At 71.4% G+C, this 12,976-nt stretch carries 11 protein-coding genes; 7 read left to right on the plus strand and 4 right to left on the minus strand.

The window, feature by feature from the left end; translation table 11 throughout:
- Positions 1 to 125: 125 nt before the first annotated feature.
- A complete protein-coding gene (locus AB0J66_RS18100; RefSeq protein ID WP_364661483.1) occupies positions 126 to 986 on the plus strand; it encodes an alpha/beta fold hydrolase in 861 nt (286 codons plus the stop codon).
- Between the two features lie 4 nt (positions 987 to 990).
- On the opposite strand, the gene AB0J66_RS18105 is transcribed toward AB0J66_RS18100, so the two are convergent.
- Positions 991 to 1,899 carry a TIGR03619 family F420-dependent LLM class oxidoreductase gene (locus AB0J66_RS18105; protein WP_364661486.1) on the minus strand — a complete coding sequence of 303 codons (909 nt, stop codon included), beginning with the start codon at positions 1,897 to 1,899 and terminating at the stop codon, positions 991 to 993.
- A 24-nt stretch (positions 1,900 to 1,923) separates the two neighbouring features.
- Here AB0J66_RS18105 and AB0J66_RS18110 point away from each other — a divergent pair, with 24 nt between their 5' ends.
- The 3 genes from AB0J66_RS18110 to AB0J66_RS18120 all read left to right on the plus strand — a co-directional run bounded on the left by AB0J66_RS18110 (position 1,924) and on the right by AB0J66_RS18120 (position 5,158).
- Entirely contained in the window at positions 1,924 to 2,847 is a 924-nt protein-coding gene (locus AB0J66_RS18110) for an acyltransferase domain-containing protein (RefSeq protein WP_364661489.1), read from the plus strand.
- Positions 2,848 to 3,033: 186 nt separating this feature from the next.
- The gene (locus AB0J66_RS18115) at positions 3,034 to 3,192 is read left to right on the plus strand and encodes a hypothetical protein (protein ID WP_364661492.1); all 159 of its coding nucleotides are present in this window, start codon (positions 3,034 to 3,036) and stop codon (positions 3,190 to 3,192) included.
- Positions 3,193 to 3,367: 175 nt separating this feature from the next.
- Entirely contained in the window at positions 3,368 to 5,158 is a 1,791-nt protein-coding gene (locus AB0J66_RS18120) for a hypothetical protein (protein ID WP_364661494.1), read from the plus strand.
- A 1-nt stretch (position 5,159) separates the two neighbouring features.
- Here the strand turns inward: AB0J66_RS18120 and AB0J66_RS18125 are convergent, their stop codons facing one another.
- Complete coding sequence (locus AB0J66_RS18125; protein WP_364661497.1) at positions 5,160 to 5,498, minus strand: hypothetical protein; 339 nt, start codon at positions 5,496 to 5,498, stop codon at positions 5,160 to 5,162.
- Positions 5,499 to 5,786: 288 nt separating this feature from the next.
- Between AB0J66_RS18125 and AB0J66_RS18130 the strand changes: the two genes are divergently transcribed.
- From AB0J66_RS18130 to AB0J66_RS18140, 3 genes are read left to right on the plus strand one after another with little or no spacing between them, the layout of a single operon-like run.
- Positions 5,787 to 6,827 (plus strand): hypothetical protein, encoded by a 1,041-nt coding sequence (locus AB0J66_RS18130; protein WP_364661500.1) that lies wholly within the window; start codon positions 5,787 to 5,789, stop codon positions 6,825 to 6,827.
- 18 nt (positions 6,828 to 6,845) lie between these two features.
- Complete coding sequence (locus AB0J66_RS18135; protein ID WP_364661502.1) at positions 6,846 to 7,688, plus strand: adhesin; 843 nt, start codon at positions 6,846 to 6,848, stop codon at positions 7,686 to 7,688.
- A 13-nt stretch (positions 7,689 to 7,701) separates the two neighbouring features.
- The gene (locus AB0J66_RS18140) at positions 7,702 to 9,465 is read left to right on the plus strand and encodes a CHAT domain-containing protein (RefSeq protein WP_364661505.1); all 1,764 of its coding nucleotides are present in this window, start codon (positions 7,702 to 7,704) and stop codon (positions 9,463 to 9,465) included.
- Here the strand turns inward: AB0J66_RS18140 and AB0J66_RS18145 are convergent.
- Both AB0J66_RS18145 and AB0J66_RS18150 read right to left on the minus strand, forming a co-directional pair.
- Positions 9,450 to 10,478 carry a hypothetical protein gene (locus AB0J66_RS18145; RefSeq protein WP_364661507.1) on the minus strand — a complete coding sequence of 343 codons (1,029 nt, stop codon included), beginning with the start codon at positions 10,476 to 10,478 and terminating at the stop codon, positions 9,450 to 9,452. The genes AB0J66_RS18140 and AB0J66_RS18145 overlap by 16 nt on opposite strands.
- A gap of 2 nt (positions 10,479 to 10,480) precedes the next feature.
- Positions 10,481 to 12,829, minus strand: a complete 2,349-nt coding sequence (locus tag AB0J66_RS18150) for a glycoside hydrolase domain-containing protein (protein WP_364661509.1) — start codon at positions 12,827 to 12,829, stop codon at positions 10,481 to 10,483.
- Between the last annotated feature and the right edge of the window lie 147 nt (positions 12,830 to 12,976).

The following is a 12,976-nucleotide window of genomic DNA, read 5'->3' on the forward strand; positions in this document are numbered from 1 at the left end:
AGCGCGCCGGGGCGGGCGCAGCGGGGCGGCTGGTGGCGGGCGATCAGCGGCGGGCTGTGGGCGCGGCGGGGCGGCCGTGAAAAATCGGGGGCTTCGGTCGAGGGAGTTGGCTAAGGTCTCCGGCCATGACCGAGAACTTCGTCGATGCCGGGCCGGTGCGGTTGTGGACCGAGCGGAGCGGAGACCCCGGCCGGCCCGCCGTCCTGCTGATCACGGGGTCGGCCGCGCAGGGCTTCACCTGGCCCGACGCTATGGTCGGCCGCCTTCTCGAGCGGGGCGCGCAGGTGATCCGCTACGACCACCGGGACACCGGGCTCTCGAGCGTCGTCGACTACGACCGGCATCCGTACGGCCTGGCCGAGATGGCGGCCGATGCCGTCGCCGTGCTTGATGCCTATGACCTGCCGTCGGCGCACATCGCCGGCGCCTCGATGGGCGGCATGATCGGGCAGTGGCTGGCCGTGCACGAGCCGGCCCGGGTGCGGACGCTGACCCTGTTCTCCAGCACGCCGATGGGCTACGACCCGGGCCCGCTGTGGCGGGGCGAGGCGACCGACCCCGGTTCCCTGCCGCCGCCGGCCAAGCGCTTCCTGCGCTATCTCGAGGACTCGGAGGACCTCACGCCCGGTGTGGAGTCCGACATGGCGCTCTTCCGGGTCATGAACGGCGACGTCCTGCCCTTCGACGAAGCTGAGGCCCGGACGGTGCTCGAGCGCTGCTGGGCGCGAGCCGTCGACCCCTCCGCGGCGGCTCATCACCAGGAAGCGGGCCAGCGGATGACCCCGGACCGGTTCGCCCCACTGTCGGCCATCACCGCCCCGACCGTGGTCGTCTACGGCGACCAGGACCCGATCTACACCCCGGAGCACGCCGAGGCGCTCGTGGCGGCCATCCCGGGCGCCCAGCTGCGGCTGGTCCCGGGCATGGGCCACGTCTACTTCTCACCCGGCCTGCCGGAGCAGCTGGCCGACCTGATCCCCCTCTGAGCCGTCAGCCGGCCAGCTCCTTGAGCTCGGCGATCAGGCGCAGGTGGCTGTCGATGCCCTCCGGCGCCAGGTTGTAGAAGAGCACATGGTCGATGCCCGCGCCGTCGAGGCGGGCGAGGTCACCGGCGATCTCGCGGGGCGAGCCACCGAGGAACGGGCGGTCGTCGCCGAGCGGGTCGACCGTGATCGGCACGTTGGCCCGGGCTGTCACGGTCAGCGCGTCGGCGTCGCGGCCGTTCTCGCGCGCGGCGGCCCGGAAGCCGTGGGCGGCCGCGACCAGCTGGTCGTGCGAGAAGGCGTTCGGATTGACGCCGTCGGCTATCCGCGCTGCCCGCGCCTGCCCGGCCTCGCTGGCGGCGCCGATGATGATCGGCACGTGGGCCTGCACCGGTTTGGGATTCACCTCGGACGCCTCGATCTGATAGAAGCGGCCCTGATATTCCACCGGGTCGGGGCCCCAGCAGGCCCGCATCGCGGCCACGATCTCGTCCAGCCCGGCGCCGCGGCGCTTGAGCGGGACGTTGGCGGTGGCGAACTCCTGCGGCATCCAGCCCTGACCGAGCCCGGCGATCACCCGGCCCTCGCTGAACTGGTCGAGCGTGGCGAACCGGCGGGCCAGCACCACCGGCGGGTGGAACAACGCGTCCACGATGCTGGTGCCCAGCTTGATCCGCTCGGTCAGCCCGGCCACGAAGCTGAGCGTCTCGATCGGGTCGTAGGTGAGGCGGTAGTCCTCGGGGAGGCGCTCGAGCGCCCCGTCCGGGCCGGGCAGCAGCGGGGCCAGCGGGCGCAGCAGACGCTCGTACGTCCACAGTGCCGCGTAGCCGAGGCGTTCCGCCTCCTGGGCCACCCGGACGATGTTCTGCTTGGAGGCCAGGGGTCCTGATGTCGGCAGTGCGATTCCCAGATCCACGCCCATCACTTTACGGTCGACACCGTGGATTCAGCTGAGACCGCCCACCGGCTCGGGGTGCCCGTCGCCGAGATCGAGCGTGTGCACCGGCTCGCGGGGGACCGGCCACCGGCGCCGCTGCCCAGCCGGGCCGCGGCGCCCGCGCTCCTCGAACGTCTCGCGGTGCGGCCGGACGCCGCCGCCGACATCCTGGCCGGCTGGCCGTCTCCTGAGTGGACACCCGAGCGGCGCTGGCTTCTCGACCGGGTGACGGCGCTGGTCCGGGCCGATCTCGGCGGCTATGAATGGCTGTCGCCCGGCCCCGAGCTGACGGGAGAAAGCGGCCGGCTGTACGTGTATGCGTACCTGGCCTTGATCGAAGTTGTCCGGGGTTATCACCGCGACCACGGGATCAGCGACGCGGTGTCCTGGGCGACGCTGGCCGACCTGGGCCGCAACCTCGCGGTGGACCGGCGGATGCGCGGCGAGGGCTGGCCCGTCATGCAGGCCTGGCTGACCCTGCACAGCCGCGGCGGCCTCTACGAGCTCGGCCGCCTGCAGCACCAGCGCGGCGACACGAGCATCGGCCCGCACATCCCCGAGGCGGGCCCGCTGACCCCGTCGGCCGTGTCGGCCTCCCTCGACGAGGCCCGCGCGTTCTTCCCGCGCCACTTCCCCGGCGAGCGCTACACGACGTTCTCCTGCGGCTCGTGGCTGCTCGACCCGCAACTGCGCGACTACCTGCCCGCCGACTCCAACATCATCCGCTTCCAGTGGCGATTCGAGCTGGAGCCGTACGAGGACCCGGTGGGCCTGGACGCCGACGTCGAAGTGCGCCGCTTCGTCTTCCGCGACTTGAGCACGCCGCTCGATCAGCTGCCGCGCCGCACCGTCCTCCAGCGCGCCGTCATCGACCACTGGAAAGCCGGCCACCATTGGCGGTGGCGGCGCGGCCACTTCCCGCTCTGACAGCGATCCCGGCGATCGCGGCGCCCACAAGACGCACGCGCCGGCCATCAGCCAGCCCGCCCGGACCATGGCCCGGCCGGCGCCGCGGACGTCTCCGGTTCCGCGGCTGACCCGGATCTGCAGGGCGATGACGACCGCCGTGTTGATCAGCAGCAGCGGCGACACGAGCACGGCGGGCGCGCTGGTGTGCCCGGCCACCCACAGCGGCACCCCCACCTCGTACAGGCCGCCGTCACCGACCTGCTCGGCCCGCCCCGCGCCGCCCTGCTGACCGAGCTCGGCGAGCCGGCCTCCTCCACCGAGCTGGCCCTCCGCCGGGGCGTCACCCCGTCCGCGGTCGAATGAGCACCGCCGGGTCCTGGAGCGGGCCGGCCTGCTGAACCGCACCCGCTACGGCCGCAGCGTCCTCTACTACCGCAGCGACTTGGGCGAGGCTCTGTCCGCACGCCATCCGTCGGCGACGGAGCGGCATCGATATGCAACAATGCGTGGCGTCGACCCATGAGAACCGGGGGCTTTGGTGAGCGGAATCGGGGCCACCGCGGCCGTCCGCGGCGAGCAGGCGGCTGGTGAGAACGACCAGGAACCGGCGGCGGTGAAGCGGCGCCGGCCTCGCCTCGAGTGGGTTCTCGTCGCGCTCGGCGGGCTCGCGCTGGCCGCGGCGCTGACCTGGCCGACGCTGCGCGATCCGCGGCACACGGTGCCCGGCGACATCGGCGATCCGGCCCTGTTCGCCTGGCAGATCGCCTGGGGCGGGCACGCGCTGCTGACCGATCCCTGGCACTTGTGGGACTCGAACACGTTCTTCCCGGACAACTACTCGCTGGCCTTCACCGACACCGTGCTCGGCTACGCGCCGCTCGGCATGATCGGCTCGGGTATGGAGGACGCCGTCCTCCGCTACAACATCTTGTACGTCCTGCTGCACGCGCTAGCCTTCGCCGGAGCGTACGCCCTGACCCGGCAGCTGGGCGCGCATCCGCTCGGCGCCCTGGTGGCCGGGGTGGCCTGGGCGTACGCGCCGTGGCGGCTCGCGCATGCGGGACACCTGAACGTCATCTCCACCGGCGGGATCGCGCTCAGCCTGGCCATGATCGCCCGCGGGCACGGCTGGTCGCTGCGGAACGGCCACCGACCGGAACGGCACAACCCGTGGTGGGCGCTGGCCGGCTGGCTGGTCGCGGCCTGGCAGATCACCCTGGGGCTGGCCATCGGGCTCGCCTTCGCGTACGTGATGGTCGCGGTCTGTCTGGTGGTCGCGGCCTGCTTCGGCTGGGCCTGGTGGCGGAGGGGCCGGCCGCCGTACGGACGTAAGCTGCTGGCCGCCGATCTGATCGGCGGCGTGTGCTTCGGCGCGGTCACGGTCTACATGGGTCTCGCCTACTCCCGCGTCGTCGAGCTGCATCCGCAGGCCGACCGCGGGCTGAACTGGACCGAGATGTACTCGCCGCCGTGGCGGGGCTTCTTCGTGGCCCCCGAGTCGTCCTGGCTGTGGGGCGCCCGCCACGCGGGCGCCCGCGCCGACCTGCTGTGGCCACCGGAGATGACGCTGCTGGCCGGCGTGGCCCTGATCGCCCTGGCCACGGTGGGGGTGTTCGTCTCGGTCTTCCGGATCCGCCACCGGGTCCTGCTGACCCTCGGCGTCGTCGTGGCGGTGCTGCTGGCGCTCGGCGCGACCCTGCCCGGCCACGGCGACCCGGGCTATCTGACCCTCTCCAAGCACCTGCCCGGCTGGGCCGCCCTGCGTACCCCGGGGCGGCTCACCCTGTGGTCGTCGTTGCTGCTGGCCATCCTGGCCGCCGGGGCGGTCAGCGCCTTCGTCGCCCAGGTCCGGACCGCCGCGCCCTGGCGGTCCGGCGTCCTGGCCCGTGGCAAGTTCGTCGCGTTACGGCTGGCCCTGCTGATCCCGCTCGCGATGGTCGTCGTCGAGGGGGTCAACAAGACCCCGCACCCCGAGGTGCTGCGCTACCCGGCCGCGATGGCCGCCGCACGCGAACCGATCCTGGTCCTGCCCAGCGGCGGCAGCCTCGAGATGTCCATCATGCTGTGGACCACGAACGGCTTCCCGCGCGTCCCCAACGGCGTGGTCACCTTCACCCCGGCCAACCAGGAGCGGATCCGCTCGATCAGCATGAGCTTCCCCGACTCGGCGAGCATCGCCGCCCTGCGGGCCGCCGGCATCAAGTCGGTCGTCGTCCTGCCCGAATGGCTGGGCGGCACCCCGTGGGAGGGCCTGCCCAACCGCCCGGTCGACGGCCTCGGCATCACCCGCGAAGAGATCGACGGCCACTTCCTCTACCGGCTCGGCTGACTCACACCGCCGCGGCGGCCGCGTCGGCCCGGGCAGCGGCCCGCCGCCGGCGGATGGGCCAGCTCACGGCGCCACCGAGGACCAGGACACCACCCAGAGAGGCCCAGATGTACGGGGCGTTGCGCTTCTCGGAGCCGGCTTCGTCGTACGTCTTGTCGTAGGTGCCGTCCGTGTCGGAGAGCCGCCGGCAGACGTCACCCTGCTCCATCGTGGAGCCGCCGCAGGACGGGGCGCTGTCCCAGTCGTACGCGTAGACGCCGCCCAGAATGGCGAGACCGATGACGATCGCCGCCAGCGGCCGCCGGAACGGCAGGATCAACAGGTGGATGAGTAGTCCCACAGATGCCTCACATCAGTCGTCACGCCGCCCCCGTAGGCGGAACCGCCGGAGACTACCAGCGCTCGGGCGCACGTTCTGCCCCGTCGATCGCCTGGGACCGGCCCTGCCCCTGAGCTGTCCGTCAGGAGTCATCGACGGCGTGAGGCGAGGAGCGGTGGGGAGATGTACGGATCGACGAGGGGTGCGCCGACGCTGTGCCGGCGGTGCGGGCAGGTCGGCTCCGGCGGCTCGGGGATCTGCTCGTACTGCGGCTCGCCGCTGAGCGGAGCGGAGCGAGGCCCGGCCCCCGTGGCGCCGGTTCCAGCCGGGCCGCCGGTCGCGCACCGGTTCGAGCCGGCCGCGGTCGCACCGGGGCCGCGGCTGAGCCGGAAGGGCCGGCGCCTGGCCGCCGCGGGCGCGGCCGTGGTGCTCGCCGCGGTGGCCCTGGTGGTGGTCTGGCCGGATCCCAGCCCGGCCGGGACCGTGGAGGACTACTTCGACCACCTGGGTGCGGGTGACACGGAGGCCGCGCTGGCGCTGGTCGACACCGACCGGATGTTCTCGCTCGACGGCATGCCGCTGCTGGTTCCCGCCGCCCTGGCCGACAGCGGCAACCGGCCGGGCGACGTCGAGGTGACCGCCTCGGAGCCGTATGCGGGCGACAGCCGGTACACGGTGGTGACGGCCAGTTACCGGGTCGGCGATCAGGCGGTCGAGCAGAACTTCGCGGTCGTCGAGACCGGGGACGACGAGACCCCGTACCGCCTGGAACAGCCTTTCGTGCGCCTGACCGTGGCGCTGCCGAACGGGCTCGACGTCACGGTGAACGGCGTCACGGTCGACCCGGCGACCGCGGCCGGCACCACCTTCGCGTTCCCCGGCCTGTACCGGGCGGCCACCAGCGGCAACGTGATCTTCGCGGGGGCCGAACGGGCCGCGACCTACAGCACCGGAACCCAGGGCGTCGCGGCCGAGATCGACCTCACACGGCTCGACCTCGCGCCGGGCGTGCGGGACGGTGTGCAGAAGGCGGCCGACTCGTTCCTGGACGCGAACTGCGTCAACCCGTCGTACGGGGCCCAGTGCCCGCTGCAGGCGCCGTCCATGTCGTGGAGCCAGACCACCACCTGGACCATCACGGCCTACCCGCAGATCCAGGTCACCGCGGACGACCAGGGGCAGGCTCCGGTGCGGTTCACCACCGGCACCGCGGGCTCGGCCGACTACACGATCACCTACAGCGATTTCGGTGGGGCGCAGAGGACCGAGACCGGCACCGTGCCGATCGACCTCAGCGGCCGCGCCGGATTGGGCGACGACGGCGCGATCGCCGTCGCCCTCGGCTACTAGAGACTAGGAGCAGCAGCTTTGACATATTCACACCCGGCCGACGAGGACATCGCGTACCGGACACAGACTCTTCGATACACCGGCATGGAGCTCGCCCTGGACGAGTCCGTGTCGTTCCGGGCGCTCTTGCGCCTGTGGCTGTTCGCCGCCCTCGCCGGCGGCCTGACATATTCGGTGTTCTTCCTGCTCTTCCTGCTCAGCCTGGTCGGCAGCGCGTCGAGTGACACGACGACGACCGGCGACCTCTCGGTGTTCTCGGGCCTGATCGGCGTCGGCACGCTCCTGTCGTTCCTGGTGTTCTGGGTGGTGCTGCTCCTGGTCAAGATCCAGGAGCCGGTCGCCGAGTGGAAGACGCTGATCGACGGCAAGGCCCCGGCCGCCGAGTCGTCCTACGCGGCGATCTACCAGTCGCTGGCCCGCCGCCGCATCCCGGTCGGTGTGTCGGCCCGCCGGATCCGCAGCGACATGATGGCCGAGGCGGTGAACAACCGGCTGATCATCACGGAGCGCTCGTACGTCGCCTACATCTCCGTTTTCGCCTTCGGCACCTCGCTCTACGTCGGCTGGACGATGTGGCGCGACCGCCGCGGCTACTCGCTGATCGGGCAGTTCTTCAAGGATCTGATCGGCTCGATGCTCGGGCGGACCGGGATCATCAACCAGATGCTGCGCACCGAGCGCGTCCGGGCTACCCGCGAGGCCGTGCACTCGGCCGTGCGCGAGGGGGTGGACGCCGCCGTCGCCGGCATCGAGGTACCGATCATGACCACGTTCGGGTATGACATCCCGATCGAGACCATGTCGGCCACGGCATCGGTTCCGGCGATTCCCCCGGGCGGGCCGGCTCACCGGGCGGTCTGAGGAGATGGTGGCGATGTTCGACCGCGATCTGGCCCCGGCGCCGGCCGATGCGGACCCGGCGGCCGGTGTGCTGACCGCACCCGGCCCGTACGGCTTCTGCTCCTGGGTCGCCTTGCTGGTGGAACCGGTCCGGGGCCGGGAGGTCGAGCAGGACCGGTCCGACGAGGCGATCGCCGACGCGGGGTGGCTCGCCGGGCAGTGGGACACGACCGCCGGGGCCCGGCTGGAGCTGCGCTACCTGCACCGGCCCGGCCAGAAACTGCGATGTGTGCTGCTGGGCCGGGTGCAGGCGCCGACCCGGGACGCCGCCATAGCCGCGGCGCTGCGGCTGCGGGACCGGCTCAGCACGCTGCCCGCGCATGTGCGGGCCGTCCCGGTCGACTCGGCCGCCGACCTCCGGCAGCTGTTGGATCCGTTCCCGGCCCATCCGTCGGGCCTGGTCGAGGTACGCAAGCAGATCCACCCGGGCCGCCCGGTCCGTCCCGACGCGGGCGTCCACTACTACCTGGCCGTGCCCGGTTTCTCGGCCGGGACGACGACCTGGGAGCCGCTGTGGCAGAGCATCGCCGACCTGCCGCAGCCGTTCATGCTGACGGTGGGGCTGGAGCCGTACGCTCCGTCCCCCGCCTTCGTCGGCATGCTGGCCGACCTGGCCACCCGGTACGGCCGGCTCGCCGTGCCGGGCCGCTCCGCGCTGAGCCCGTTGCGGCAGCAGAGCTACGAGCTGCCCGCCGACCCGTTCGCGCAGTACGCCTCCGAGCTCTTCACCGATGCCTGGCGCCGGTACCGGACGGGCGTCTTCCGGACCCGGATCACCCTCGCCTCCCCCCAACCGCTTCCGGAGGCCCTGGTCACCCGGGTGGCGGCGGCGATCGGCGCCCGCGGGCACGTCGTCGTCGCGCCCGAGCCGTACGAGCGGGAGACCGCCTGGCGCAACGTGACGACGCTCGACAACGCGCGCTGGGACCGGCGTTACCTGGGCCGGCTCGAGGTCCCGACCGGTCTGCGGCTGCTGGCCGAGACGATGGACGCGAACGAGGCGGTCTCGGCCTGGCGTCTGCCACCCGCGCCGGCGCCCGGCGCCCGCCCGGTGTTCGTCTCGGTGCACGGCGACGTCTTCCACAACTCCGGCGACAACGCGGTCTTCGTCTCCCGCAGCACCGTCTCGGGCTCCTTCAACAGCGCCCCGGCACCGGCGGCCGGCGCGGACGGGCCCCGGCTGAACATCCTGCTCGCGTGCGCCAATCCGCGCGGCAGCGAGCCGCTGCGCACCGGTGAGGAGGACCGCACGCTGCGCCAGTCGATCCGGCTGTCGGCCGAGCGGGACCGGATCGACATCGAGACCCTCAACGCCGTCACGATCGACGACCTCCGCCGGGCCCTGATGACCAAGCAGTACGACATCGTGCACTTCTCCGGCCACGGCACGAACCGGGGGCTGGTCTTCGAGAACGACGCCGGGCAGATCTTCCAGCCGCCCAGCGCGGCGCTGGGCGAACTCTTCGCCCGCCGCAAGATCAAGGTCGCGGTGCTCAACGCGTGTTACTCGCTGACCGCCAGCCGGATGAGCGCGATCGGCACCGAGTACACCATCGCCTTCGACGGCCCCCTGTCCGACCCGGCCGCGATCGAATTCACCCGCGGTTTCTACGACGCCCTCGGCGCCGGCCTGACCGTCCCCGAAGCGTACGACGAGGGTCGAGGCGCGGCCGCTTTGAAGGGTCTCACCTTCACCGCGGTCCTCCTGCGCGCCGGCGAGGATCACATGACACCCTGAGGTCGCCCGTCGCTGACGGCGTCGGTGCGGGTCAGGGATTCGCGGCCGGTGTGGCGCTGGGCCCCGGCGGCGCCGGTGGTGACGGCGGCGACCAGGGGGTGGGTGAGGCCGGTCAGGGGGCCGGGTGGGCGCACGGTGTCGACTCGGAGCTCGATGTCGAGGCTCTGTCCGGCGGCCAGGCCGACCGGCGCCTGCCAGAGGGTGCGATGGGCGGACGAGGTCCGGCTCTGCGACACGCGGCGGAAGCGTCCCGCGTACGCCCGGTCGTCCAGCCTCGCCGACCCGATCGTCACCGCTCGCACCAGCCTGGGGTCGAGCGTGACCGAGAAGGACGCGGCCGGGCCCCGGGCCGGGCCGGCGCCGGTCAGCGTGACCCGTACCGGGACGTGATAGCGATAGCGGTCGCCCGGCCCCCAGGTGCGGGCGGCCCACACCCCGGACACCTCGACGCCCCACGGCTCGGCCGGTCCGCCGAACGGAGCCGGGCGGTCCGGCCCCAGGTCCCGTCGCGCGTGGCCGGCCCGGGCGGTGGGCTCGGCCGGCCGGCGGACCAGGTCGTACGGGTACAGCATGGGGTTGGCCGTGCCGATGATGGCGATCAGCTCGCCGTCGGCCGGGACCGGCTCGGTCAGCGTGATCGTGCTCGTGGGCCGGCCGGTGGCCGGGTCGATGGCGACCATGCCGGTGGTCGCCACCGACCGTCCCCGGTGAACGAGGACACCGGGAGTCAGCGGGGCATACACCCGCGGGTCGAAGGTGGTCGTCAGCTGCGCTCCGGCCGGCATCCCGGCGCCGCGCAGCACCCGTACGGCGAGCTGGCGCGGGACAGCCGCCGGCGGGGCATTCTCACCGGTGAGGATGGCGACCGGGTCGGCGGCGACCGGTTCCAGCGTGATGCCGGCCGGCGCGGCGGCGGCCGGTCCGGCCGGGCCGAGGTCGACGACGCCCACGCCCAGCGCGAGCCCGGCGACCGTCAAGATCTGGCGGCGGGAGACGGCAAACTCTTCCATCATGGTCACTCCCCGTATGCGAATCGGACGACGGTCTCGGCGAAAGCGCGGGCCACCCCGTTCCGGGCGTCCGGGTGGACCATGACAGGGGTCAGCGTGTTCACGTCCCACCAGCCTTGATCGAGCCAGATGGCATCACGGATGGCTTCGGTCTCTTTGTCGCCGGGCGCGCCGAACATGTTCTCGGCGGCCAGCAACGCGTAGTCGGCCCGCCCGCCGAACCGGCGCTGGTAGAAATCGTGGAAACGGTCGATCGCCGAGGCCGGCGTCGCGTAGTGCTGCCGGAAGAGCTGGGACAACGGGATGTCGGGGTATTGCCGGCTGATCTGGCCGAGCACGAAGGCGTCCACGTCGGCGAACCAGTCGCCCATGGTCATGTAGGAGTTGTCGGCGCGGGTGGCGAACCGTTGTCTCGCGAACGCGTACGCCTCGCCCGGGCCGAGCCCGCTGGTCTGCCACTGCCCGAGGACGCTGAGCGCATCACCGGCCCACCCGCCGAGATCGGCCAGATTCACCTCGAACAGCTCGTCCGGCAGGCCCCATTTCAGCACCCCGCCGAACGTCGCCCCGAAATGGTCGACGTCGCAGTCCCACAGGTAGTTCGGGTCACGTAGCGGGTAGTCGTCGGGGCGGCCGTCGTACTCCCGGACGAAGCTGATGAAGCCCCTGTCGAGCTCGCCGAAGACGGTGTCGGAGCCACGGAACTTGTAGCTGTCCGAGCGCATACGCAGGAACTGGGCGACAAGCTCGGGGCCGGACCGCTGCGGATGCTCGGCCCGCCACTGCCCGGCCCGCGCCTCGAACCAGATCATCATCGTGAAGAAGCCGTCGTTGAGCTGCGGGGGCCGGTTGACGCCACTGACGCCCCGATCACGGTTGGAGACGATGTCATTGTCGATCTCCACCTCGCCCGGCGTGCCGACCCCGATCCGCATGTTCCTGATCTGGTCGAAGGCCCAATTGGCGGGCAGCTTGAAACCGAGGTTCCCGCTGTAACCGGTGGACATGCCGCTGACGAAGCTGCGACCGGCCAGCCCGGCCGACTCCAGGCGCAGGCACACGTTACGGCAGCCGTAGACGCCGACCGAGAACATGCCGCCGTCGGCCGCGACGGCGTCCTGTACGCCGCGGAAGTGCGGGATGATCGCGCTGGTGATCTCGTGGTCCTGCGCGTCGAAGTCCACCGAGAAATAGATCGTCGTGCCCCACGGAATACCGAATCCGCGGGCCGCGGTCACGGCGGCCGTGGCGTCGGACCGGCCCTGGTCGTAGTTGAAATGCTGCAGCCCGTCGCCCCACTCCTGATAGATCGGGAAGAACGACAAGCCGTTGCCGATGATCAGGGCGATCTCGGAATGGGTGAGCACCTTGTTGGTGCCGCCGTTGAGATAACGGCCGGCTATCTCGTACCCGTGCTCCTTGACGGTCCTGATCGTCGCGCTGTTGAGCGGGATCGCGCAGTCGATCGCCTTGCCCGGGCGGTCCGGATCGCCGGTCGACACGAGCAGCGACATCCAGGTCCGGTAATCGCCGGCGCCCGTCTCGGCCAGCATGCAGAAACGCTGGAACACCTTCACGATCCGGGCCAGGTCCTCGGGAAAAGTGCCGCCGCCGTCCTCCCAGCGATTGGCGTAGTTGTTGAACGCCAGCGCGCACTGGAAGAGCCGGATCCACTGCGCTGACGTGCTGCCCGCATAGACATAGGCCTGCCGCTGCAGCCCGTCCCGGGTGCCCGGCCCGATGAATCCGGTGACCTGGCTGTCGGTCATGCCCAGCTGATACTGAATGGCGTAGATCAGTGCCACCTGCACGTTGCGCGAGAAGTGCCCATCGGCCGGGCCGATGAAGAACTGACCCTTCCCGATGTAGGTGCCGTTGAGCCATTGCTGGCACACCCGGATGGGATCGCTGCCGCCCGCCGTCATCACGAAGGCGTCCATGGTGAGCAGCGCCTTGAACACCTTCGGGGTCACGTCACGAACGGCGCCGTCGATCGGCAAGCCCATGTCACGCACCAGCGAGGTGAGCCCGATCTGAGTGGCGCCCGGATCGAACGCCCCATCGATCACGCCGCCGTTGTAGCCCTTGCAATAGAGCGCCGCCTCGGCCAGCTTCCGCATGTTCATGTTCGACGAACTGACCCCGACCGGCCCGTACGCGGACAAGCGCGCGAAGGTGGCCGGCCCGAAGTTGTCGGACAGGGCGGTGATGCCCAGCTCGACCTGAAGCGCCCGGGTCAACGAGAAGATCGTCTGCCAGCCGGTGTTCCCATCCTCCGCGCAACGGTTGTAGCCGGCCACCGATCCGTACGTGGCATTGACCCATCGCTGAGCTCTGAGCACCATCTGGTCCATCGAGACCAACCTCCCCCGTCGGACCTTCAGCGTCGGGGCCGGCGTATCGGCCGGAAAGACCTTTCAGCCACCGCTGAAACCACCACCCTCGGCCGGAATGAGGAGCCTTTCAAGCTCGGCTGAAAGGTATGGCCGATCGTTACGGCG

This window comes from Actinoplanes sp. NPDC049598 (genome assembly GCF_040675435.1).
GTDB lineage: Bacteria > Actinomycetota > Actinomycetes > Mycobacteriales > Micromonosporaceae > Actinoplanes.

Bases quoted from the DNA above. Each gene is read 5' to 3' on its own strand.
- AB0J66_RS18100 (WP_364661483.1), top strand. From the start codon at position 126: ATGACCGAGAACTTCGTCGATGCCGGGCCGGTGCGGTTGTGGACCGAG.
- AB0J66_RS18145 (WP_364661507.1), bottom strand. From the start codon at position 10,478: ATGATGGAAGAGTTTGCCGTCTCCCGCCGCCAGATCTTGACGGTCGCC.
- AB0J66_RS18140 (WP_364661505.1), top strand. From the start codon at position 7,702: ATGTTCGACCGCGATCTGGCCCCGGCGCCGGCCGATGCGGACCCGGCG.
- AB0J66_RS18150 (WP_364661509.1), bottom strand. From the start codon at position 12,829: ATGGACCAGATGGTGCTCAGAGCTCAGCGATGGGTCAATGCCACGTAC.